The organism is Micromonospora sp. NPDC005171, assembly GCF_040608575.1.
Lineage (GTDB): Bacteria > Actinomycetota > Actinomycetes > Mycobacteriales > Micromonosporaceae > Micromonospora.
On record NZ_JBEXIM010000001.1, the window covers coordinates 118,309 to 142,061 of the forward strand.

At 70.6% G+C, this 23,753-nt stretch carries 16 protein-coding genes; 6 read left to right on the forward strand and 10 right to left on the reverse strand.

Annotated elements, in window-relative coordinates; translation table 11 throughout:
* Window positions 1-312: 312 nt before the first annotated feature.
* Window positions 313-1,161, forward strand: a complete 849-nt coding sequence (locus tag ABZU74_RS00540) for a 1,4-dihydroxy-6-naphthoate synthase (RefSeq protein ID WP_112677681.1) — start codon at window positions 313-315, stop codon at window positions 1,159-1,161.
* Here ABZU74_RS00540 and ABZU74_RS00545 read toward each other — a convergent pair.
* Together ABZU74_RS00545 and ABZU74_RS00550 are read right to left on the reverse strand one after the other, a co-directional pair.
* Window positions 1,122-1,508: a cold shock domain-containing protein gene (locus ABZU74_RS00545; RefSeq protein ID WP_088986676.1), complete on the reverse strand. Its 387-nt coding sequence runs from the start codon at window positions 1,506-1,508 to the stop codon at window positions 1,122-1,124. The genes ABZU74_RS00540 and ABZU74_RS00545 overlap by 40 nt on opposite strands.
* Before the next feature lie 27 nt (window positions 1,509-1,535).
* Window positions 1,536-2,159: an HAD hydrolase-like protein gene (locus tag ABZU74_RS00550; RefSeq protein ID WP_355416558.1), complete on the reverse strand. Its 624-nt coding sequence runs from the start codon at window positions 2,157-2,159 to the stop codon at window positions 1,536-1,538.
* A gap of 83 nt (window positions 2,160-2,242) precedes the next feature.
* On the opposite strand from ABZU74_RS00550, the gene ABZU74_RS00555 reads away from it, so the two are divergent.
* Window positions 2,243-4,726 (forward strand): helicase-associated domain-containing protein, encoded by a 2,484-nt coding sequence (locus ABZU74_RS00555; protein WP_355416561.1) that lies wholly within the window; start codon window positions 2,243-2,245, stop codon window positions 4,724-4,726.
* A 30-nt stretch (window positions 4,727-4,756) separates the two neighbouring features.
* Here ABZU74_RS00555 and ABZU74_RS00560 read toward each other — a convergent pair whose 3' ends face one another.
* Window positions 4,757-4,993, reverse strand: coding sequence for a hypothetical protein (locus tag ABZU74_RS00560; protein ID WP_355416565.1), 237 nt, complete (start codon window positions 4,991-4,993; stop codon window positions 4,757-4,759).
* 97 nt (window positions 4,994-5,090) lie between these two features.
* Entirely contained in the window at window positions 5,091-5,972 is an 882-nt protein-coding gene (locus tag ABZU74_RS00565; protein WP_355416568.1) for a L,D-transpeptidase family protein, read from the reverse strand.
* 172 nt (window positions 5,973-6,144) lie between these two features.
* Here ABZU74_RS00565 and ABZU74_RS00570 point away from each other — a divergent pair, with 172 nt between their 5' ends.
* Window positions 6,145-7,824 (forward strand): DNA repair helicase XPB, encoded by a 1,680-nt coding sequence (locus tag ABZU74_RS00570; protein WP_355416571.1) that lies wholly within the window; start codon window positions 6,145-6,147, stop codon window positions 7,822-7,824.
* A gap of 88 nt (window positions 7,825-7,912) precedes the next feature.
* Here ABZU74_RS00570 and ABZU74_RS00575 read toward each other — a convergent pair whose 3' ends face one another.
* Window positions 7,913-8,488 carry a TetR/AcrR family transcriptional regulator gene (locus ABZU74_RS00575; protein WP_355416574.1) on the reverse strand — a complete coding sequence of 192 codons (576 nt, stop codon included), beginning with the start codon at window positions 8,486-8,488 and terminating at the stop codon, window positions 7,913-7,915.
* 88 nt (window positions 8,489-8,576) lie between these two features.
* On the opposite strand from ABZU74_RS00575, the gene ABZU74_RS00580 reads away from it, so the two are divergent.
* On the forward strand, window positions 8,577-8,948 hold the full coding sequence (locus ABZU74_RS00580; protein ID WP_355416577.1) for a DUF4267 domain-containing protein: 372 nt from the start codon (window positions 8,577-8,579) through the stop codon (window positions 8,946-8,948).
* A 610-nt stretch (window positions 8,949-9,558) separates the two neighbouring features.
* A complete protein-coding gene (locus ABZU74_RS00585; protein WP_355416580.1) occupies window positions 9,559-13,653 on the forward strand; it encodes a hypothetical protein in 4,095 nt (1,364 codons plus the stop codon).
* Window positions 13,654-13,714: 61 nt separating this feature from the next.
* On the opposite strand, the gene ABZU74_RS00590 is transcribed toward ABZU74_RS00585, so the two are convergent.
* The 5 genes from ABZU74_RS00590 to ABZU74_RS00610 form a co-directional block, all read right to left on the reverse strand.
* Window positions 13,715-13,993, reverse strand: a complete 279-nt coding sequence (locus ABZU74_RS00590) for a hypothetical protein (RefSeq protein WP_355416583.1) — start codon at window positions 13,991-13,993, stop codon at window positions 13,715-13,717.
* A 180-nt stretch (window positions 13,994-14,173) separates the two neighbouring features.
* Entirely contained in the window at window positions 14,174-19,105 is a 4,932-nt protein-coding gene (locus ABZU74_RS00595) for a carbohydrate-binding protein (RefSeq protein ID WP_355416586.1), read from the reverse strand.
* Between the two features lie 156 nt (window positions 19,106-19,261).
* Window positions 19,262-19,978, reverse strand: a complete 717-nt coding sequence (locus ABZU74_RS00600; RefSeq protein ID WP_355416589.1) for a hypothetical protein — start codon at window positions 19,976-19,978, stop codon at window positions 19,262-19,264.
* A 670-nt stretch (window positions 19,979-20,648) separates the two neighbouring features.
* Entirely contained in the window at window positions 20,649-21,602 is a 954-nt protein-coding gene (locus tag ABZU74_RS00605; RefSeq protein ID WP_355416591.1) for a zinc metalloprotease, read from the reverse strand.
* 159 nt (window positions 21,603-21,761) lie between these two features.
* Complete coding sequence (locus ABZU74_RS00610; RefSeq protein ID WP_355416594.1) at window positions 21,762-22,514, reverse strand: TIGR03089 family protein; 753 nt, start codon at window positions 22,512-22,514, stop codon at window positions 21,762-21,764.
* Between the two features lie 143 nt (window positions 22,515-22,657).
* On the opposite strand from ABZU74_RS00610, the gene ABZU74_RS00615 reads away from it, so the two are divergent.
* Window positions 22,658-23,725, forward strand: coding sequence for a hypothetical protein (locus ABZU74_RS00615; protein WP_355416597.1), 1,068 nt, complete (start codon window positions 22,658-22,660; stop codon window positions 23,723-23,725).
* The last annotated feature ends 28 nt before the right edge of the window (window positions 23,726-23,753 follow it).

Below are 23,753 nucleotides of genomic sequence, written 5' to 3' on the forward strand. Positions count from 1 at the left end.
GCTGTGGATAACGCTGTGGACAACCTCTCCGGTCGGTGGATGACCTACTCCCGCGAACCCTTTGGAGCTGAATCGTTTACGACATCAGCTCCAAAGGGAGACTGGGGTGGGTTCCCGACCTTGTTGCGCCACTCGTTTCCACGCCCTGTCCACCCGGCAGGCGCACGAGTTTGTTCCACCCCGGCAGGCGCACGCGCGGCTCGTGCCCGCCGGCCTCGCTCCGGCGCAGATCACAGCTGCGCGTCCCGGTCGCGGATCACAGTCGCGGGGTGGGCACGAACCCTGGGCGGAGGGCGGGGCTACCGTGACGGTGTGGCGCTCTCCCTGGCGATCTCGCCCTGCCCCAACGACACGTTCGTCTTCCACGCGCTGGTGCACGGGCGGGTGCCCGGCGCGCCGCCGGTCGAGGTGACGTACGCCGACGTCGACGTCACCAACACGGCCGCCGAGCGGGGCGCGTTCGACCTGGTGAAGGTGAGCTTCGCGGCGCTGCCCTGGCTGCTCGACGACTACCACCTGCTGCCCTGCGGCGGCGCGCTCGGTCGCGGTTGCGGCCCGCTGGTGCTCACCCGGGGCGACCGTGACGGCGGGCCGGACCGCACCGATTTGACCGGTGCCACGGTGGCGGTGCCGGGCGACCGGACCACCGCGTACCTGCTGTTCCGGCTCTGGTCCGCCGGGCGGCCGCCGGCCCGGATCGAGGTGGTTCCGTTCCACGAGATCATGCCGGGCGTGGCGGCTGGGCGCTACGACGCCGGGCTGGTCATCCACGAGGCGCGGTTCACCTACCACCGGCACGGCCTGAGCGCTCTCGTTGACCTCGGCGAATGGTGGGAGGCCGACACCGGCCTGCCCATCCCCCTCGGCGCGATCCTGGCCCGACGCGGGGCGGTCGACCCGGAGGCCGCGGCCGGCTGGGTCCGCGAGTCGGTCCGGCAGGCCTGGGCGGACCCGGCGGCCAGCCGGGAGTACGTGCTGGCGCACGCCCAGGAGATGGAGCTCGACGTGGTGGACCGGCACATCGGCCTCTATGTCAACGAGTTCACAGCTGACCTGGGGGAGGCTGGTTTCGCCGCGGTGGCGGCACTGCTCGACCGGGCCGCCACCGCCGGCCTGGTGCCTCAGACCTCCAGCTCGCGGGCCACCGCGTGGACCAGCTGAGCGATCTTCTGCGCGGTCTTCTTGTCCGGGTACCGACCCCGGCGCAGGTCCGGCTGGACCTTCGCCTCCAGCACCTTGATCATGTCTTCGACCAGGCCGTGCAGCTCCTCGGCCGGCCGACGGCGCAGCTCCGCCATCGACGGCGGCGCGTCCAGCAGCTTGACCCCCATGGCCTGCGCGCCCCGGCGGCTGTCCACCACGCTGAAGTCGACCCGCTGGCCACCCTTGAGGTCGGTGACACCCGCCGGCAGCGCCCCCTTGGGCAGGAACACGTCGCCGCCCTCGTCACTCGTGACGAAGCCGTATCCCTTGGCCGTGTCGTACCACTTCACTCGACCCGTAGGCACCTGAAAACCCCTGCTTCACTTGAGCCGCTACTGCTCCAAGGCTAGCTGGATCATCCCGTCGAGCGCCGCTGGGAATTCGGTGAGGTCGTCCAGCACCACTTCCGCTCCGGCCGCGCGCAGCTCATCGGAGGAGCACGGGCCGGTCGCGACACCGATGCCGGGCACCCCGGCCGCTGCTGCCGCCACCATGTCCGCGACGTGGTCACCGACGTAGTGGGTCGCCCCGTGCTCCCGCAGGGCTGTCGCCTTCTGCTCGGCGAACAGGTCGCCGGCCAATTCGTCGACCGCGAGACCGAGATGGTCCAGGTGCAACCGGGCCAGCCGACCGATCTTGGACGTGACGACCAGCACCCGGCCACCTCGCGCACGGATCGCGTCGATGGACTCCCGCGCGCCGGGCAGCAGGAGCGTCGGGGTGATCGCGTACGCCGGGTACAACTCGCGATACACCAGCACGGCCGACTCGACCTGCTCCGGCGGGAACCAGTGCGCGATCTCGGTACGCAGCGGCGGCCCGAGCCGGGACACCGCCAGCTCGGCGTCGACCGGCACGCCGGTCCTCGCGGTCAGCGCCCGGTACGCCGCGGCGATGCCGGGGCGGGAATCCACCAGGGTCATGTCGAGGTCGAATCCGACGGTCAGTGCGGGCATGTCGAGAAACGTACCGGCTACTCCCGGTCGGCCGGACGTCCGAGGGGCGCGGAAGCCCGGTGCCGGGCTAGCGTGGAAAGACGATGACCACCTCACTCGCCGACCACCTGCGGTCGCTGCCCGACGAGTCACTGGCCGCGCTCCTCCAGCTGCGGCCCGACCTCGTCGTGCCCGTGCCGGCCGACGTCTCCGCCCTTGCCATCCGGGCCCAGTCCCGGGTCTCCGTGGCCCGCGCGCTTGACGGTCTGGACCAGTTCACCCTCCAGATCCTCGACGCCGCCCGTCTCACCCGGAATCCGGACGACGCCACCACGACCACCGACACCGTGCTCGCGATGGCGACGTCCGGGCCGCAACCGCCAGCTCCGACGGCCGTCCGGGCCGCCGTGGGCCGGCTGCGTGCGCTTTTCCTGCTGTACGGCCCCGAGCACGCCCTCCAGGTGGTGCCCGCCGTCGACGAAGTCGCCCCGTACCCCGCTGGGCTCGGCCGGCCGGCCGCGGAGCTGGACCCGCGCACGGCCGCGCTCTGCGCGGACCCGGCGAAGCTCCGGCGGACGGTGCTCGCCGCCCCGCCCTCGGCCCGGGCGATCCTGGACCGGTTGGCGGCCGGCCCGCCGGTGGGCAGCGTGCCGCCCGGGGCGTTGCAGGCACCACCGCTCGGCGCGGAGGACCCGATCCTCTCCGACCCGACCAACGGGGGCGCCCCGACCGGCTCCCCGGTGCGGTGGCTCGTCGACAACCGGCTGTTGGTCCCGGTGACGACCGGCTCGTCCACGGCCAGCGGAACTGTGGAGTTGCCCCGCGAGGTCGGCCTGCTGCTGCGCCGCGACAGCGGCCCGCTCGGGCCCCTGCGCACCAGCCCACCGCCGGTGGCCGCCGCGCCGCGCGAGCCGAAGGCGGTCGACTCGGCCGGGGCCGGGCAGACCATGGAGGTGGTCCGGAACACCGAGGGGCTGCTGGAGCAGCTCGCCGACGAACCCGCGCCGGTGCTGCGTTCGGGTGGCATCGGGGTGCGGGATCTGCGCCGGTTGGCGCGTACCGCCGGGCTGGACGAATCGACCACCGCGCTGCTGCTGGAGGTCGCATACGCGGCGGGGCTCCTCGGTGAGCTGGAGATGCCCGGCGCGACCACCGGCCGGTACGGGGCGGATCAGCAGGTGCTGCCCACCGGCGGGTACGAGGTGTGGCGGGCCGCCTCGCTGGCCCAACGGTGGGAGCAGCTCGCCCGAGCGTGGCTGACCATGACCCGGCAGGTGGGGCTGGTGGGCCGCCGTGACGACCGGGACCGGCCGATCACCGCGCTCTCCGCCGAGGCCGAGCGGGCCAGCGTGCCGGCCACCCGCCGGGCGGTGCTCGGCGTCCTCGCCGATCTGGAGCCGGCCACGGCGCCCACCCCGGAGGAGGTGCAGAACCTGCTGGACTGGCGGGCCCCGCGCCGCAGCCGGGGGCGGGACGCCGCCCACCGGGAGGTGCTGGCCGAGGCCGCGCAGCTGGGCGTGACGGGGTTGGGGGCGCTCACCTCGTACGGTCGGCTGCTGCTGGGTGACCTGACGTCGACCGACGAGCGGGGTGACGACCCGCTGGGCGTGCACGCGGACGTCGAGAGCGGCGACCCGTCCGGTGCCGCCCGTGCGCTGGACGCGCTGCTGCCCGCCCCGGTCGACCATTTTCTGGTGCAGGCCGACCTGACCGTTGTGGTGCCCGGCCCACCCGAGCCGGCGCTCACCGTCGAGCTGGAGGCGATGACCGAGCTCGAGTCGGCCGGTGGCGCCAGCGTGCACCGGGTCACCACGGCGAGCGTGCGACGGGCCCTGGATTCCGGCTACACGGCCGACGACCTGCACGACGTGTTCCGGCGCCGGTCGCGTACCCCGGTGCCGCAGGGGCTCACATACCTGATCGACGACGTGGCCCGTAAGCACGGCGGGCTACGGGTCGGCCTGGCCGGGGCGTACCTGCGCAGCGACGACGAGACGCTGATCAGCGAGGTGCTGGCCGACCGGCGGCTGGAGTCGTTGGCGTTGCGCCGGCTCGCGCCGACGGTGCTGTGCACGCAGTACCAGGTTGGCCGGTTGCTGGGTGCGCTCCGCGACGCGGGGTACGCCCCGGTGCAGGAGGACGGCACCGGCAGCACGGTGCTGGCCCGGCCGCGAATCCGGCGGGCCCCGGCCCGGGTGTCGGTGACCACCCGGACGCTCGATCCGCTGGCCGCCCCGAAGCTGCCCATGCCCCGGCTGCTCGGCGTGGTGGAGCACATCCGGCGGGGTGACGCGGCGGCGCGGGCCGCCCGGCGGGCACCGGCGGTGGTGCGCGGCGGCGCGCCGGGGCTGGGCGGCGGCCCGGTGCCGGCACACACCCACACCGAGGCTTTGGCGGTGCTCCAGCAGGCGGTCCGGGACAAGGCGCTGGTCTGGGTGGGTTACGTCGACGCGCACGGGGCGACCGCGTCACGCCTGCTCAAGCCTGTTTCGATCGGTGCCGGCTATCTGCGGGCCGAGGACGAACGGACGGAGATGCTGCACACGTTCGCGCTGCACCGGATCACTGCGGCGGTGGTGGCGGACTGACCGGCGGCGCCGCCGCGCGGGCGCTGTCGGTCAGCGGCGGCTGCGGCGTACGGTGCCGACCACCGAGATGACCAGCAGCAGTGCGAAGCCGGCACCGGCGGACTCTCCGACCGAGTCGACGAAGCCCTGCTGGAGCACCAGCCAGCCGAAGAGGAACCAGCCGAGGAGGAGCGTCGCCGCGACGGCGTACGCGATGACGGTCGCTCGGGACACCTCGTCGGGTGATGCTTGCTCGTGTTCCGCGATCACGTCACGGTCGACCGTCATACCCAGCCTCCCCGCCCGGTCCGGCCCTGGACTCCAAGGGTGACACTCGAAAGTCCGGTCGGACAGGGGGTTACCGCCGCGATTCGGCGCGTGGCGCTCAGGTGCCGGGGCGCCGGCCGATCAACGTCACCCGGGTGCCGACCTTGCCGAGCTCCCACATCCGGACGGCGTCGGCGTGCAGCAGGTTGACGCACCCGTGCGAGCCGATCGACTTTTCGTGCAGGTAGGTGGTGGTCTCGTGGAAGCCCATCCCCTGGGTGAAGTGCTGCCAGTACGGCAGCCACACCTCGTACGGGTCGGACCACTCCTTGGGGTTGCGGTAGTTGACCGTGTACGTGCCGGCCGGGGTGCGGTAGCCGGACATTCCGGTGCGGGTCACCGTCGGCGCCATGATCACCTTGCCGCCGCGGATCGCCCAGACGGTCTGCCGGGTCAGGTCGACGCAGAACGTGGTGCCCGTGCCGGCCTTGCACCGGGCGGTGTCGGTGGTGGCGAGGCGCTGGGCCACGTCGAGGGTGGTCGGTCCGGCGCGACCCTCGACGGGGCGAATGCCGTACCTCTTCTGGAACTTCTTGATCGCGGCGCAGTCGGCGGCGGACTGCCGGCCGTCAACTGTCACCGCGCCGAACCCGCCCAACCGGGCCAGGTAGGTCTCCACCGCGCGCTGGTGCTGGCCCTGCGGGCAGCCGGCGACGGTAGGCGTACCGGTGCTGGGGGTCGGCTTGGTCGCGGTCGTGCGGGTCGGCTTCGGCGTGGGTTTCCGGGAGGGTTTCGCTGTGGGCGCGGCCGGCGTGGGCCGGCCGCGCTGGTCGGACCCGGGCGTGTCGCTCGCCCCCGTTTCCCGTTCCGCCGCACCGGCTGGGGCGGCTCCCCCGCCACCACTCCCGCCGGACTGCGGTTCGAACGCGCACGCACCCACGCCGACCAGCACGACCACCACCAGGGCGACCAGCCGGGAAGTGATCCGGACATGCTCCATGGGCCCTCCCCAGACAGTCGTCCCTTTACTAGACGTTCGTGAGTGCCGTCACGGTTGCGCCCGGTGAGCATCTTTCTTCCGCCGTCCCGCATCGTGCAACACTGGATGGTCGGCCAGCGGCGGGTATGCGACCCGTTCCGGCAGGTCGACCAACCGAGGAGAGGACGCTGGCGTGAGCGGTGGACCACTGATCGTGCAGTCGGACAAGACCCTGCTGCTGGAGATCGACCACCCCGACGCGCAAGCCTGCCGGATGGCGATCGCGCCGTTCGCGGAGCTGGAACGCTCGCCGGAGCACGTGCACACCTATCGACTGACCCCGCTGGGTCTGTGGAACGCCCGCGCGGCGGGTCACGACGCCGAGGGTGTGGTGGACTCGCTGATCAAGTACTCCCGCTACCCGGTGCCACACGCGCTGCTGGTGGACGTGGCCGAGACGATGGACCGTTACGGCCGGCTTCAGCTCGCCAACGACCCGGCGTACGGGTTGGTGCTGCGCGCACTGGACCGGCTGGTGCTGATCGAGGTGGCCAAGAGCAAGAAGCTCGCCGGGATGCTCGGCGACAAGATCGACGACGACACCGTCCGGGTGCACCCGTCCGAGCGGGGCCGGCTCAAGCAGGCGCTGCTCAAGCTCGGCTGGCCGGCGGAGGACCTGGCCGGTTACGTCGACGGTGAGGCGCACCCGATCGAGCTGGCCGAGGCCGGCAAGGACGGGCGCAAGCCGTGGACGCTGCGGTCGTACCAGCGGGAGGCCGTCGAGGCGTTCTGGGCCGGCGGGTCGGGTGTGGTGGTGCTGCCCTGCGGCGCCGGCAAGACCCTGGTCGGCGCGGCGGCGATGGCCGAGGCGAAGGCGACCACGCTGATCCTGGTCACCAACACGGTGGCCGGCCGGCAGTGGAAGCGGGAGCTGATCGCCCGTACGTCGCTGACCGAGGAGGAGATCGGGGAATACTCCGGCGAGCGCAAGGAGATCCGCCCGGTCACCATCGCCACGTACCAGGTGCTCACCTCGCGGCGCGGCGGCGCGTTCACCCACCTGGACCTCTTCGGGGCGCGCGACTGGGGCCTGGTCGTCTACGACGAGGTGCACCTGCTGCCCGCGCCGATCTTCCGGTTCACCGCGGACCTCCAGGCCCGCCGCCGGCTGGGCCTCACTGCGACTCTGGTACGCGAGGACGGCCGCGAGGGTGACGTGTTCAGCCTCATCGGGCCGAAGCGGTACGACGCGCCGTGGAAGGACATTGAGTCGCAGGGCTGGATCGCCCCGGCCGAGTGCACCGAGGTTCGGGTGACACTCACCGACGCGGAGCGGATGTCGTACGCGACGGCGGAGGCCGAGGAGCGGTACCGGATGGCGGCGACCGCCCGTACCAAGCTGCCGGTGGTCAAGGCGCTCGTCGACCGGCACCCGGACGACCAGGTGCTGGTGATCGGCGCGTACATCGATCAGCTGCACCAGCTCGGCGAGTATCTCGACGCACCGATCATCCAGGGCTCGACCACCAACAAGGAGCGGGAGCGGCTCTTCGACGCGTTCCGCACCGGGGAGATCCGCACCCTGGTGATCTCGAAGGTCGGCAATTTCTCCATCGACCTGCCCGAGGCGGCGGTGGCGATCCAGGTGTCCGGGACGTTCGGCTCGCGCCAGGAGGAGGCGCAGCGGCTCGGTCGGGTGCTGCGGCCGAAGGCCGACGGTCGGCAGGCGCACTTCTACACCGTGGTGTCCCGGGACACTATCGACACGGAGTACGCGGCGCACCGGCAGCGCTTCCTCGCCGAGCAGGGGTACGCGTACACGATCGTCGACGCCGACGACGTCCTCGGCCCGAAGCTCCCGACCGTCGACTGACCCCCGCCCGACCTTGATCGACTCGGTTTTCCGGAAGTCGCGGTGTCCGCACTGCTTTAATGCCCCGGTTTCCTGAAACCCGAGTCGATCAGCGCGGGGAGAAGCGGTCCACCAGCACCGCGAGTCGCCGGTCGTGGTCGGCGTGGCGGAGTCGGCCGCTGCGCATCAGCGTGACCAGCCCGTGCAGGCCGGCCCAGAACGTCTCGGCAACTGCCTCCAGGTCGTCGTCACCGGCGACCGGACGCACCGCGTCGGCCAGTTCGGCGAAGCCCCGGGCCAGATCGGTCGGGACGTCCTGGCTGGCGAACGGCAGGTCCACAGCGAGGGTGAACATCACGTCGTAGATCGCGGGCCGCTGCTGGGCGAACGCGACATACGCGGCTGCCACGTCGGCGACCGCCTGCCGGGGGTCGGCGGCGGAGGCCCGGGCCGAGACCAGTGCGGTTGCCAGCTCGGCGAAGCCCTCGACGGCGACCGCCGCCATGATGGCGTCCTTGCCCTTGAAGTGGCTGTAGAGGACGGGCTGGCTGTATTCGATCTCGGCGGCGAGCCGTCGGGTGGTCACTGCGTCCCAGCCTTCGGTCAACGCCAGGTCCCGTGCCGCGGTGATGATCGCCTGCTCCCGTTCAGCCCGCTCACGCTCCCGGCGCGCCTGTGTCGACATGACGGCACCCTAGCATCGCTAGCCTTCCTGTCGACGCTCTGCTAGCGTCGCTCTTATATCTAGCAGCGCTAGGAATTGGAGCAGACTCATGCTGGCACCCCTCGCCTACGGGCTCGCCGTCGTACTCAGCCTCTTCGTCGCCTTCATCGGCGCACGGTTCCTGCTGGTCCCGCAGGCTGCCGCCGCCGGGTACGGCGTGCCGGCCAGACCGGACGGTAACCCCGCCTACCTGACGGTCAAGGGCCTGCGCGACTTCAGCTACGGACTGATCGGTCTCGCCCTGATCGCCTTCACCAGCGCCGATGCGGTCGCCTGGTTCATGCTGATCGTCGCGCTCAACCCACTGGGCGACACCGTCGTCGTGCTGCGAAACGGCGGGACGAGGGCTGTGGCATTCGGCATCCACTTCGCCACCGCCGTCGTCGTCCTCCTGGACGCCGCCCTGCTGTTCGCCCTGTAACCGGACTCGCTCCGGACCTGAATTTACCCATGTTGATCAAGAGGCTTCCGTCCTCGATCGACCTGACGATGGCGCAAACCTCTTGATCCTCGTCACCTTGCAGGATTTCCGGCCCCACCTAGCGGGCGGTCTTCCTGAAGGGTCGCCGCCCAGGGCATCGTGAAACACCGCATGGGAGGGCCCGTCGGAGCCTGTCCATTTGATGTCGCGGAGCGCATGATGTGGGGGTGGCTGCGCGGCGGGTAGCAATCCTGGTGACATGTCTGGTGGTAGGGGCGCTCGGAGCGACCTTCGCGTTCAGCCGGTGGGACCAAGCAGATCGAATCGCTACCGTGGCGTCGGCCCTAGCCGCGGTAGCGGCGCTCGGTGTGGCGGTGTGGGCGGCGTTGCCGGGCAACAGCCCAGGCCACCGCGCCGGCAACACCGGCAGTGCCACCGCACGTGGGCTGGGCAGCCGAGCGAACACTGGGGTGACGGGCTCGTCCACGATCGCAGGGCCAGCAGTAGCGGATCGCACCGGTGACGCTCAGGCCAGCAATGGCGGCAGCGCCAACAGCGGCCTGAACCTTCGCCCCTGACATCGAGGCCCTGCGCGGCGGAAGGGCTCGCGGTGAGCTTGAGACGATGGCCCGACGCACTGGCCCGCGAGACCGGCAACGCGACAGCTCACAGCGGCGGATTCGCCAACACCGGCGTGATCAAGGGGTCAGTCACCATCGCTTCGCGGCCTGTCGCCCGGTCGGCCTACCGCCAGCAGGTGCAGCGCATCGCCCCGTCGAATCTGCTGGACCGGGAACAGGAACTGGCCGAGCTCACGGCGTTTTGCACGCTGCCTGATGCCCCCGGCTACCGGTGGTGGCGTGCGGACGCGTGGGCTGGCAAGTCGGCGTTGATGTCCTGGTTCGTCCTGCACCCGCCGGACGGGATACGACTCGTCTCGTTCTTCATCACGGCCCGGTGGGCCGGACAAAGTGACAGGGTCGCCTTCACGGACGTGGTCATCGAGCAACTGGCCGAACTGCTTGGTGAGCCCATGCCGGCCCATTACACGGACGCGACTCGCGACCAGAGCTTTCTCGATCTACTCGACCGTGCTGCCGAGGCCTGCCAGACACGAGGTGAGCGGCTGATCCTGCTCATCGACGGCTTGGATGAGGATCGCGGATCGGACACACACAGCATCGCCGCACTGCTGCCCGCAACGCCGCCGGCCGGAATGCGCATCGTCGTTTCTGGCCGGCCGAACCCCCCGATCCCCACCGACGTGCCAGATGGCCATCCGTTACGCGATCCCCGGATCGTTCGACTACTGAACAGATCGCCGCAGGCGGAGGTGAACAGGGCAGACATGCTGCGGGAGTTGACCAGGCTGCTGTCGGGCGCTCCAGCCGAGCAGGACCTGCTAGGTCTCCTCACGGCCGCCGGGGGCGGCCTCAGCGCCAACGACCTCGCTGACTTGACCGGCTGGCCGGACTGGCAGGTTGCGGACCACCTCGGTACGGTCGCCGGTCGCTCGTTCACTCAACGCCCGAGCCGCTGGCAGCCCAACATGGGACCCGACTTGTACGTGCTCGGTCACGAAGAACTGCAGAACGCCGCCGTTGAGCGCCTTGGCCAGGCGCGACTGCAGGGCTACCGGCAGCGTCTACACGTCTGGGCCGACACCTTTCGGGAGCAACGATGGCCGGCCGGTACCCCCGAATATCTGCTGCGTGGCTACTACCGGATGCTGCTTGCCACCGGCGATGTGTCCAGGATGATCGCCTGCGCCGTGGACCCTCACCGACACGACCGGATGCTCGACATCACCGGGGGCGACACTGCTGCCCTCGCTGAAATCACCACCACTCAGGACGTCATTCTCGCCCAGCCCGATCCTGACCTGCTGGGCATGGCTCGCCTTGCCATTCATCGAGACAACCTCGCGGGACGCAACGCCACCATTCCGACCGGGCTACCCGCGGTCTGGGCATCCCTCGGCCAGCCTGTTCGGGCCGAGGCATTGGCACGCTCCATCGATCAACCCGGTCGGCGGGCGTTGGCGTTGGCTGATCTCGCGACGACGGTCGCCAACGGTGGCGACGTCGAGCGGGCTGGCGTGCTGGCCGACCGCGCTGAGGCGCTGATTCACTCGGTCGCTGATCCACACCGGCGGGTGCAGGTATGGATCGCCGTGGCCGGGGCAGTTGCCCAGGCAGGCGACGCTGAGCGGGTTGGCGGGCTGGCTGACCGCGTCGAGGAGCTGGTTCGCACGGCCGACCGCCCTGACTGGCAGGCGTGGGCGCTGGCTGGCCTAGTCGTGGCGGTGGCCGCAGCAGGCGACACCATGCGGGCTGGCGGGCTGGCTGACCGCGCCGAGGAGTTAATTCGCTCGATTGACGGTGCGGAGAGGCGTGCGCGGGCGTTGGCCGGACTGGCGGCGGCGGTGGCCGCGGCAGGCGACATTCATCGCTCCTACACCCTGGCCTGCTCGATCGGTCAGCCTGAGCCGAGGGCGCGCGCATTGATCGCCGTGGTGAGAGCAGTGGCCGCAACGGGCGACGACGAGCGGGCTGGTGCGTTGGCTGATCAGGCCGAGGATCTGATTCGCTCGCTTCCTGACCCACACCAGCGGGCGCAGGTATGGGTCGTCCTCGCCGGGGCAGTCGCCCAGGCAGGCAACGCCAAGCGGGCTGGGGCGCTGGTCGAGGGTGCTGAAAACCTGATTCATTCGATGGACCCGACTGACCGAGCGCAGGCGTTGATTGGCATGGTCGTGGCAGCTGGCGGAGTTGACGACTCCGAGCGGGCGATTGTGCTGGCCGACCGGGCCGAGAAGGCAGTCAACTCGATGGTTCGCCCGGACAGAAAAGCGTGGGCGCTCAGTGAGTTGGCGAGGGCTGTCGCGGAGGCCGGCGAAGCGGAGCGGGCCGGTGCGCTGGCCAACCACGCCGAGGAACTGGCTCGTTCGGTCAGCGACCCGGACCGGCGGGGGCGGACGCTGGCGGCTCTGGCCCCGGCGCTGGCTGCGGCCGGCGACTTCGATCGGGCAGAGACACTGGTGCGTTCGATCAGCGGTGGAAGGCTGGAGGTAGAAGCCTGGGCATCCCTGGTGCGAGTGATGGCTGCGGCAGGCGAAATCGAGCGGGCCGAAGGGCTGGTGCGTTCGATCAGCGGCCGTGACCGTCAGGAGCGGGCGCTATGTGCGCTCGCGCCGGCGGTGGCCGCAGCGGGCGAGGTGGAGCGGGCAGAGATGTTGGTCCGTTCGATCACGAACCGCGACCGACAGGAGCAGGCGTTATCTGGGCTGGTGCCGGCGATGGCCGCAGCGGGCGAAATTGAGCGGGCAGAGAACCTGGCCCGTTCGATCATCAACCAAAGTCGCCGGGAGTCGACCTTGGGTGCGCTTGTGCCGGCGATGGCCGCAGCGGGCGAGATTGAGCGGGCAGAGTTGTTGGCCCACTCAATTGGTCGCCGTCAGGGGCGGGCCAAAGCGATGACCGCGATAGCGGAAACGGCGGCAGGCATGGCGGAGACCGCGGTCGCCGACGGCAACACGAAGCGGGCGGGGGCGATCGTCCGCTCGATCAGGAGCCCCGACCGGCAGGCGTCAATGGTGACCGCTCTTGTCCGACGGATCGCTGCGGCTGGCCAGATCGAACAGGCAAAAGCGTTGGTGCGGTCCGTTCAGCGTCCGAAGCAGCAGGCAGAGGCACTCAGCGCGCTGGCGGAGGCGGTGGCTGCAGGGGGCGACGCGGAGCGAGCGGAAGCATTGGTCTCCTCGATCGACCGCCGCGACTGGCAGGTGCCGGCGTTGGCGGCTCTGGTAACGACGGTCGCCAACGCTGGTGATGGAGAGAAGGCGGGCGCCCTGGCCGACCGGGCGGAAGAGTTGGCTCGGTCGATCAACCATCTGGACCGGCGTGCCCGGGTGATGGGCGTGCTGGTTGCGGCGGTTGCTGGGACCGGTGACATCGATCGGGCCACCAGGCTTGCCCAATTGATCGACAACCCGGAGAGTCGGGCGAGAGCCTTGACCGCAGTCGTGATCTCGACGGCCGGGGCAGGGTGCACTGAGCCCGTCTGGGCGCTTGCTCACCAGGCCGAGGACCTGGTCCACCTAATTGAACGTCTGGACAGCCGGGCGCGGGCGTTGGCACGGCTGGCAGTGGCAATGGCGGTGGTCGGCGATGCTGAGCGGGCCAGTGCGCTGGTTGACCAAGCTGAGGAATTGGTTCGTTCAATCAGCAACCGGAATCAGCGTGCACAGGTTTCTCTCACGCTTGCGGAGATTGCTGTGGCGGGCGGCAAGATCGAGTGGGCCCAGAAGCTGGTCCGTTCGATTGGCCGCCCGGATCAGCAGGCGTCCATGTTGGCCGCGCTGGCAAGGACGGCGATGGAAGCCGGGAACGTCGAGTCGACCAAGGAGTTGGCCCAGTCGATACGGAATCAGGAGCGGCAGGCGTCGGTGCTGACCAGATTCGCCAGAACAGCAATGGCCAGCGGCGACACCGCGGGTGCCGAGAAACTGGCCCGCTCGATCGGAAATGTGGAGCGACAGGCAGCGGCGCTGACTACGTTGGCAGAGATGGACGCTGCCCGCGGACCGATGCTCATTGCGTGGGCGTTCCGTCTAGGCAGCTGGACGACTCCGCTGAGGGCTCTGGTTCAAGTCCAGCCAGCTGCACTGACGGAGGTCGCTGACGAATTCCTGGACCTCGCCTGAGGGCCATGGCCGTGTCGTTGAGCCCAAGTCGATCGAGGCGGAAGGCGCGCGGCGGGACGCGCTACGACGTGGGGGGTGGGCAGCGGTCGGGGAGGGTGACCTCGCCGGGGCGGTGGTCGAAGGTGTCCATCGTGAACCACTCGTCGAGTTCCGGGTCGAAGAGGTTCTGCAGGCCGAACTGCAACACCTGCCACCACCGGGTCGAATCCCGCTGGTCGACGTAGGCCTGGGCCGCGCGAGGCAGCGGCGCCGCCGCCGGACCCGGCGCGACCACGCCGAGGGCGAACAGGCCGCCGGCAACGGCCGACACCACCATCCGATGGGTACGCCTCGAAGCCATCTGCCCCTCCGCCGGTGTGCACAAGGGCGGGCGCTTCGACAGCGGTCCCGCCTTCGGCGAAGCGTATGAGCAGGCAAAATGTGAGAACTGGTGGAAGCCTGCGGCTCCACCGGTCGGGTGACGAGACGCGCACCGGCCCGGGACCAGAAACGGTCCCGGGCCGGCGTCACGCCAATCTGACTACTTGATCAGCTTCCAGGGGCCGTTCGTGTCGCCCGGCTCCTGGCCGCGCGTCCACCACTTCGCCTCGTAGACGTGCCCCTTGAACGTCACCCGGTCACCGGCGTTGTAGACCTTCGTGAGCGTCCAGGCCGCCGGGCTGTTGTCCGGTGGGGTCGGGGCGATCTCCTCCCAGGACCCGTTGCGGTCACCCGGCCTCTGGTTGCGGGTGTACCACTGGGCCCGCCACTTCTTACCGTCGTACATCGCGAGGTCACCCGCGTTGAAGATCCGCGACGCGGTCCAGATCGCCGTGCCGTCCTCGGTCATGGCGATTTCCTGCCAGGCGCCGTTGGCGTCGGCGCCCGGCTTCTGGTCCTTCGTGTACCAGGAGGCCCGGAAGACCCGGCCCTGGTATGTGACCCGGTCGCCGTCGTTGTAGACGGTCGTCGAACTCCACTGGGCCGGCAGGTTCACCGTCAGGACGGCGGTGGCCCGCACCGGAGTGAGGTGGTCGTCGCCCGCGTACGACGCGGTCAGCGTGTGCTCGCCGCCCGCGAGACCCACCGGAAGGGTGAAGGTGGCGGCGCCGTTGGTCAGCGTGGCCGACCCCCGCACGGTCGTACCCTCGCGCAACTCCACCGTGCCGGTGACCGGCGTGCTGCCGGCCGCGACCTTCACGGTCACCGTCGCCGCGGTGCCCCAGCTGGTCGGGGCGGCGGTGACGGTCATCGTCGGGACCTGCTTGGCGGTCGCGAAGACGGCCGGCTGGGCCACCGCCTCGCCGCCGTCGGCGCTCTTCGCCGAGACGATCCAGCCGTACGAGGTGCCCGGCAGGAGCCTGTCCCAGGTCGCCGTGGCGACACCGTTCGAGTTCACCTCGTCGGTGCCGATCGTGCCGGACGGCACGTACGCGGCGAGCGAGTCGGTGCTGAACGACGTCTTGCGGGTGCTGAGATCCACCGGCAGGGTCAGGTTGTCCTCCGAGCCGTTGTAGCGCGGCTTGGGCTGGCTGCCGTCCTGGCGGATGTCGTACTCGGTGGCCCCGAAGTTCTTCAGGAACGGCGAGTACGTGTCGATGTGCATCTCGGCACGGTCCACGTCGAACTGGAGCAGGCGCAGGAAGCTCGCGCCGAACTGCAGCCGGTCGGTGGCCTTGTGGTCCGGGGTGCCGTCGCCGTTGACGTCGATGGTGCCGTCGGGGGCGACCCTCGTCGGCCACAGCTCGGCGGCGGTGACCGTGTAGAACTGGTAGTCCGCCAGCAGCTCGACGACGTCGTGGCTGACCGTGACGCCGATCTTCGACTTCAGGTTGGTGCCCACACCGTGCTCGTGGCCGGCGAGGACCAGGAAGACGTTCGGGTTGACCTCGACGACCTGCTTGAACAGCGGCGAGCCGTCCGGAGCGGAGAAGTCCGCACCCCGCCCGTCCGGATTGGCCGAGGGCTTCAGGTAGTCGTGGGAAAGCAGGATCCCGTTACGGTCCTTGTACCGCTTGAAGATCGAGTCAGCCCACTTGGCCTCGGCCGGCGTGACGCCGTACGACAGGCCGACCGCCACGAAGTCCAGGCCACCGGCCGAGAACAGCAGGTAGTTGTTCTGGTTGTCAGTGCCCGGTACGACGGTCCCGTCGGCCTTGGTCACCTCGTCCCACGCGTGGTATTCGGTGCCCTTCGGCCAGCCCTTCGCCGTCCCGTAGTACCGGTCGGCGCTGAAGGTCCGGCTGAAGCGGGACGTGGGGCCCGTCTCGGCGCCCAGCTGGTCGTCGTGGTTGCCCGCGATGACCTGGTTGACGACGCCGTTGTCGTCGAGGATCTTCTGGAAGCCCGAGGCCGTGGCCAACTCCTTCTCGACCTGCTCGTGCAGACCGGGCCGCTTCAGGGAGCCGTCCGGGTTCTTGGCCAGCGGGTCGTAGTAGTCGTTCTCGATGACGTCGCCGGTGTGCGCGGCGTACGCGATCTTGCGGCTGTCGGCGTTGTCGGCAATCCACTGCATCTGGTCGCGGTACGCGGCCGACCAGATCGCCTGTTCCTCGGCCGTCTCGACGTCGGAGGGCTCGGCGTTGCCGTCGAAGTCGTCGTACGTGCCGCCGGCCGCGCCCTCGGTGATGTACTGGGTGTCGGTGAAGTGCGCCAACGAGAAGTCGTACGAGTTCGGATCCTCGAAGCGGTCCTTGTCGTTCTGCGCCGACGCGTCGTGCGGCGACAGGTCATCGGCGAACGGGTCCTCGCCGGTGACCAGCACGTGGACGACGCCGCCGACGCGGTAGCCGGCCTCCACCGGCGCGGTCAGGACCGTCTCGTGCCCGGCCTGGCCCCGTGCCGAGGTCAGGACGATCCACTTGCCGGTGGCCGGGTTCCAGGCCCGCAGCGCCACGATCCGTGCCGGGTCGATGGTGCCCGACCAGCGCAGAGTGGGCTCCTGCCCGGTCGTCCCCAGCGGTAGGTCGTACCGCTGGAAGACCACCCCACGGCCGGACGGGGTGTCGATCGTCGCGCCGTCGAGCGGACGCAGCGAGGCGACGTCCACGCTCCGGTCGTGCTGCACGTCGAGCGTGGTCGGCACGTCGGCCGCCTCACCCTGGTAGCCGCCGGTCGGCAGGACCACGTCCGCCTTGGTGAACGTGGCGGTCAGCCCGACGCCCTCGGCACCGGGGATCCGGGCCGACAGCTCCGCCGAGAGCGGGTCGGTGCCCTTGATTGTCGAGTTGAGCTCGGTCGGGACGTCCGGGATGCTCGCGCTGCTGAAGCGCACCTCGCGGGTGGCGGTGTTGCCGAGCGCATCGGTCGCCGTCAGCGCGATGACGTGCTCACCGGCCGGCAGGCCGTGGCCGATCTGGTCGCCCTGCTTGACGGCCGCGCCGTCGAGGGTGATGGCCGGCGTTCCGACCACGCCGGAGGCGTCCTTGATCTTGACGTTGAGCGCGACGGTCGACGTCAGCCGCTGCCCGGCCGCCGGGACGCTGCTCTCGATCTCCGGGGCGGTGTTGTCGGTGATGAAGCGCCGCGTCGAGGTCTTGTCCCCGACGACCGCCTTGATGGTGTGGGCGCCGTCCGCGATCGTGGTCGTGTCCACGTCGGCGCGCTTGCCCAGCGCCGGCAGCGCCGTGCCGTCCTGCGCGGTGACGTCGAACAGGACCGTCCTGGTCAGCACCGCGTTGTAGCTGCTGCCGCAGGTGCCGTCGCCGAGGTACGTGGTCACCTGGGAGCCAGCGGGGTAGCTCGCCGAACCGATGGTGACAGTGGTCTGCGCGATCGAGCGGGTCAGCTGGGTCGCCTTCGCGTCGGTCGGCAGCAGCTGGAAGTCCCGCAGCGTGAAGTCGTCGTAGTTGTCGCAGCCGCCGGGCTTGGCGCTGCCGTGGTCGTTGCCCGCGACGAACTCCACGGCGTTGACGCCCGGCACCAGCCACTCGTTCGGGAAGGCGAGGTCGGCGACCTCCTTCTCCCACATGCCGATCTCCAGCGGGATGCCGTTGATCAGGACGTTGTTGTCGTACCCGTTGTCGCTGCCGTTGCCACCGACGAACACCTTCAGGTGCGCGTCGCCCCCGCTGCCGAGGGTGTCGACGGTACGGGTCGTCGGGGCGCCGTCGATGATGAAGTGGAACTCGGCGTCCCTGTTGGCCGCGCAGGTGCCGTCGCCCAGCGCCAGCGTGGCGGCGGTCGTCTCCGCCTTCGTCACGGTCGTGCCGCTGGTGGTGACGAGGTACGTGGTGCCGGCCGTCACCGTGCCCGCCGTGCTCAGGGTGAGGCTCGTCGCCGCCCGGGTGAGCGTGAAGTCGTCGTGGTTTGCGCAGGTCGCGCCGTTCAGGGTGCCGTTGTAGTCGCCGGTGCGGACCTCGACGACGTTGTCGCCGAGGTGCAGGAACCGGGTCGGGAACGCCAGCCTGACGTCCTCCGCGCCGGTCGCGCCGTAGTCACCGCCGAGATCGACCCGGTGGCCGTTGACCAGCGCGTAGTTCTGGTAGCGGGCCTCGATCGAGTTACCGGTTACGACCGCGAGGCCGAGGGTGGCGGTGCCGGTGACCAGCGCCTCCGCGTTCTCGGCGGGCTTGTCGTCGATGGCCAGCGACTCGACGTGGTCCTTGCCGCCGCTGGGCAGCGCGGCGATGACGGGCCGGGTGCCCCGTACGCGGGCACCGTCACCGGGAGTGACCACCGCCGCGCCGGCCGGAGCGTTGTTGACGTCGACCGTCACGGACGTCTTCGCGCCGGACTGGGTCGTCGCGCTGACGGTGTGCGTGCCGTTGGTGAGCCCGGTGGTGTCCAGGTCGGTACGCAGGCCGGACGTGCTGCCCGGCTCGCCGGAGATGACGAAGGTCAGGGCCTGCTTGAGCAGCTTCGCCGAGCTGCCGCAGGTGCCGTCGCCAAAGCTGTAGCTGAACAGGTTCTGCTCGCCGTCGGCGACCACGCCGAGCAGGCTGAGGCTGATGCTGCTCAACGCGTAGTCGTCGTAGTTGGGGCAGCGGCCACCCTCACCGTTCGGCAACTCCTCGTAGCCGACGGCGGTCTTGGTGGTCGTGTCGACCCAGTTCGCTCCGGCCTGGACGGTGACGGTGTTCGTGCCGGGCTGCAGCCAGTCGCCGGGGAAGTCGAGAGTGCCGACCTGGCCGCCCGGGATGTCCGGGAGGTACACCCGGTCCGCCTCGGCCGTGTGGCCGTTGACGGTGATGTAGTTGCGGTAGCGGGCCTCGGTGCCGTTGCCGCCCATCTCGAAGGCGAAGTGGGCGGTGCCGGCGGTCCGGTCGGCGCCGATCCGGTCGCCGTCGACGGCGAGGGTGGTGACCGAGTCGTTCTCGGTGACCGGCTCGACGACGACGGGGACCTTGCCCTCGATGTTCTGCCCGTCGTTCAGGCTGATCAGCGGTGCGTTGACGCTGGTCGGGACCGTTCGCGCTCCTGCCAGCGTTGGGCTGAGGGTCGTCGCCGGTCCGGCGATGAGGATGAGCGCCACCGCGGACAGGAGTCCGCGTGTTCGCTTCCTACGCGCACGGGGTGCGTGCGTCATGGCGAGGTTTCTCCTTTGTTGGGTGCGGTGCGAGGAACCGCCGACGCCGAGCACCGGAATGCCGACCACGGCGGGCACGGGGGCCAGAGCGGGTGGCCGGTTTCAGGACGGTCGGGCGTGGGCGACCCGCCGGCGACGTATCTGGCGTCGCAGCAGCGCGACGACGGCCGCGAGGAGCAGCAGGGGGCCGACGCTCCTGGCGACCTTCCAGGCGGTGGCGGGGCCGTGGTCGGCCGCGCTCGCCTCGCCCGCCGCGGGCACGTCGCCGAGCACCCAGTCGTGGGCGTACCGGCCGGGGCCGTACACCTGACGCTGACCCTGCGGGCCGGTCGCCACCGTCTGGTACGCGGGGTCGAGATCGCTCAACATCCGCACCTCGATGCCGGCCTTGCCGACCGGCCCCGGGCAGGTGTAGTCGACGTCCACACCGGAGCCCGCGAGGTCGCGCGGCGGCTCGACGGTGCCGGCGCACGCGTGGCCGTCACTGCTGACGGTCATCTGCTTGAGCAGGTAGGTCGCGAACGGCGCGGACGAGGCGAGCACCGTCGCGTCCGAAGCCTGAAAGGAGATGGCGCCGTCGAGCAGGACGCGGTCCTGCGGCAGCAGGCCGAGGTGGACGCCGAGCAGGGTCAGTTCGTCGACGCCGCCCGGCTTCCACGTCAGGTGCACCACCTCGTGGCGATCCGCGTCCGTCGCGATGGTCACGGTCTGCGGGTAGCCGTACGGATGGGCTCCGGCGGGGACCGCCGTGGCGAGCAGGGTGAGGGTGAACGCCACCGAGATCACGACGCGGCGGGGCCACAGTGCGGTTGAGGGCATGCCAGCGCTCCGGTCTACAGGTGCTGTGGCACGCCGGTGGGCGCAGCCGTTCAGTGACCCTGCCGGTCGTCGGCGAACTCGCCAGGCAGGCCCGATGAGAAACGGGCGCAGCGCGGGTGAACAGTTAGTTGATCAATCACGCTCTTCGGCGCGCCCGGGCGTGCGACCGGCCTCCGGCCCAGCGGCCTTGGGCGATCGACTTGCGCGATCGCTCTAGGCGATCGCGCATGGGCTGGGCTGCCCGGCGCCATCGCCGAGCACGCCGAGGAGGCGCGGCGGGACAACGACTTCCCCAAGTACGCGCGGATCACCGCGCCGGTGCTGCTGATGGCCGGCAAGGAAGCCGACACGACGGGACGCTGGCCGGGCGCCAGGGCGGCTCAAAGACGTGCTGCCCCACTCCGAGCTGGCCCTCTTCCCCAGACTCGACGACTTCGGCCCGGAGAAGGACCCGGCCGCCATCGCCGCCGCCGTCACCCGGTTCTTCCTCGACCGCTCCGAGTGAACGCGTCACGGCCGCTGTCCCAGCACCTTCGCCACCCCGGTGACGGCGGCCGGGACCGGCAGGGAGCGCCCCCGTGGTGCGGCACCGAAGAGGGTTGCGTCCCCTACCGGGAACGCAACCCTCTGTGGTAGCTCAGTCGCTTGTGCCGAAATCCCGACGCGCGAGCTAGCCGGCGCGGAACGCCACCCAGGCGTCGCTCATCCGGTCGGCCTGCCCGGCGGTGAACATGTTCATGCAGGAATCCTGCGTGTAGTCCATGAAGTTGTGGATCGGGTCCAGCCCCGGCGCGGTGCAGGAGTCCGCGCCCACCGGGCAGTCGAACTGCGGCGCCGCCTCGCGCGGGGTGTCCGCGACGAAGTCGCCGGACGCGGAGCAGCCGTGCGCGAAGGTGTGCTCCAGCATCAGCCAGTGCCCGACCTCGTGCGTCAGCGTGTCGCCCAGGGCGTACTTGCCGGCCGTACCGCCCGGCATCGACTCGTCGAGCATCACCACGCCGTCGATGTAGTCGCGGCCGTTGTTGTAGCCCTTCGGGAAGTACGCCCAGCCGAGCAGGCCGCCGCCGATGTTGGCCGCGTACACGTTCAGCGTGCGGGAGTCACCGGTGTAGAGCGCCTTCTTCATGTCGCGCTCGTTCTTGCCCGGCTCGACGGTGTACCAGGCGCTGTTCACCGTCCACGTGGTGTCGACGAGCGAGAACCGGAACGGGGTGTCGGAGGCGTCCGCCGCCGTACGGCCCGCGTACGAGTCGTTGAGCACCCTCATCTGTGCCGCGATCAGGGTGTTCCACCTGGTCGTCTCGGCGGCGGTGAGCGGGTGGTCGGAGACCATGTGGAAGACCGTCGGGATGGTGACGCTGCCGTTGGGCAGGCGCGGTGCGTCCTTGATCACGCCGTAGGCGTTGGCCTCGTTCTTCGAGTACAGCTCCGGCTCCTGCGCCGTGGCGCCGGCGGCGATCCGGGCGGCGCCGTGCGCGTCGGCGCCCGGGTCACACGCCGCGACACCCGGGGAGGCGGTCGCGGGGGCGGCCGTGGCCAGCGCTCCGGAGGCCCCGCCGGACGCCAGGAACGCGGCGGCGGTGGCGGTGAGAACCGCCAGTCGGAAGGTCGATCTCCTGTGCATCGGTGCACCTTTCAGTGAGGGAGCGGTGCGGGCTCGATGACGTGGTTGTTTGGGTATGAGAACATGCCGACGGCATCGACAAAAGACCCTCTGAGCAGGGCAGATGCCGATGTAACGGAACAGGGTCGGCCAGCGCTGTTAGGCCGGCCCGGCAGCGGTCTACAGGACCCGGGTCGCCCGCTCGGCGGCGACGATCGCATCCCGTCGCGCCGGGTCGAGATTGGCGCTGATGACCACGGATGCGCCCGCCGACAGCGGCGCGAGCAACCACTTCAACGGCTGCTCGTGCTCGGCGGCGTCGACCAGCAGCCGGTCACCGGCGCGCAGGTCCAGCATCCCGGCGATCTCCCGGGCGAGCGCTCCCCACTGACCGTAGGTCGTGCCGTCCGCGCTGGCCGGGTCCGACGGGTGGATGGCGGTGTGGTCGGGCGTGACGTCCGAATGGCGAAGCACCTCTGTGGACCAGTCCAACCAGCCCAGCGGCACGTCGGCCAACCGACCCGGCCCGGTGCCGACGAGGTAGCGGTGCGGCGCGTCCGGCACGTCCTCCAACCAGTCGTCCTGCCGTTCCGGGGTCACGAAGATCGCGTCGAACGGCCGATCACCGCCGGGCTCCAGCACCGGCAGGCCCGCCGTGGCGCGCGGTCGGAACGACACCGCCAGGCCGCAGGCCCAGGCGCCCAACAACACCGCGGCGGTACGCCAGTGCGGCGGCAGTAGGACCGCTACGCGGCTGCCGGGGCCGAGCCCACAGCCGTCCCGCAGCAGGCTCGCGCTGCGTGCCGCCCACTGGCCGACCTGCTGGGCGGTCAGGTCGACGCGCTCGCCGGTCGCCTCGTCGCGGTAGCTGAGCAGCGGACGCTCGGCCTCGACGGGCCGGGCCGCCAGGTCGGCAGTGACGATTGGCTGCATCTCCACGCTCCCCGGGTCGATGTCGGCACCACAGTACTCAACGACTTTGGTCGCACCTGTCGTCGGCCGATGGCCGTATCGGATGGCCGGGTGGTCCGCGCACGGTGCGGGGGAAGACCCCGCCACGCCGCCGAGGAGCGCTCATGCCGACCGGACCCGACCCCGGCACCGTCGACCATCCCGCCGCCGGCCGCCCTGTCGCCGCTGATCGTCTGCCCCTGCGTCGGCGGCTCCTGCCGGTGATCGCGTTGCTGCTGCTCGCGCCGTGGGCGGCCGAGTGCTCGTGGGGTGGCTTCGCCATCGACGACTTCCTGCCGGTGCTGATCTTCCTGGGTCCGATGTACGGCGGCGCGGCGATCCTCATCCGGGAGGCGGCCCGGCACCTCGGCGCGGGCTGGCCGACGATCGTGCTGCTCGCCGCCGCGTTCGGCGTACTCCAGGCCGGCCTGGTCGACCAGTCGCTGTTCAACCCGCACTACCTCGACGACACCCAGTACGCCGACACCCGTGCCGCCGCCGAGGCGTCGCTGGTGCCGGGGCTGGCATTCAGCCTCCGGCAGGCGTTCGACTTCGTGGGCAACCACATCGTGTTGACCATCTGCGCCCCGATCGTGCTCATCGAGTCGTTCCTCTGGCCGCAGCGGCGGCTGCGGCCGTGGCTGGGCCGGCCCGGTCTCGCCGTGATCGGCGTGGTCTACCTGCTCGGCAGCCTGCTGGTCTTCTCCGACAGCAGCGGCCGGAAGGACTTCCTGGCCAGCCCGATTCAGCTGGCCTTCGCCGCCGTGGTGACCCTCGCCCTCGTCGCGACCGCCCTGCTGCCCCGCTGGCGTCACCCCCAACCGCGCCGGGCCCGTCGGGTGCCGAATCCGCTCGGGGTGGGTCTGCTTGTGGTCGTCGTCCGAATGGGCGCCGACCTGACGCCCGGCTGGGTGGGAGTGACAATCGCACTGACGCTGGCCGCTGCCGCCGGAACCCTGGTCGCGTACTGGTCGTCGCGCGAAGGCTGGGGGCAGCGGCACGTGCTCGCGGCGGGCACCGCGGGCCTGGTCACCGCCGCCGCGTTCGCGTACCTGGTGCCGCCGTACTCCCCGGCGAGCCCGGCCGCGGCCCTGGCCGGCGACGTCGCGGTCACCGTCGTCACTGTCGTCCTGGTCGGCGGTGCCTGGTGGCGGCTGCGCGCTTCGCCCGCTGCGCACGTCGCCGCCCGCTGATGCTCCCCGACTGGTGTCAGCCTCCGCG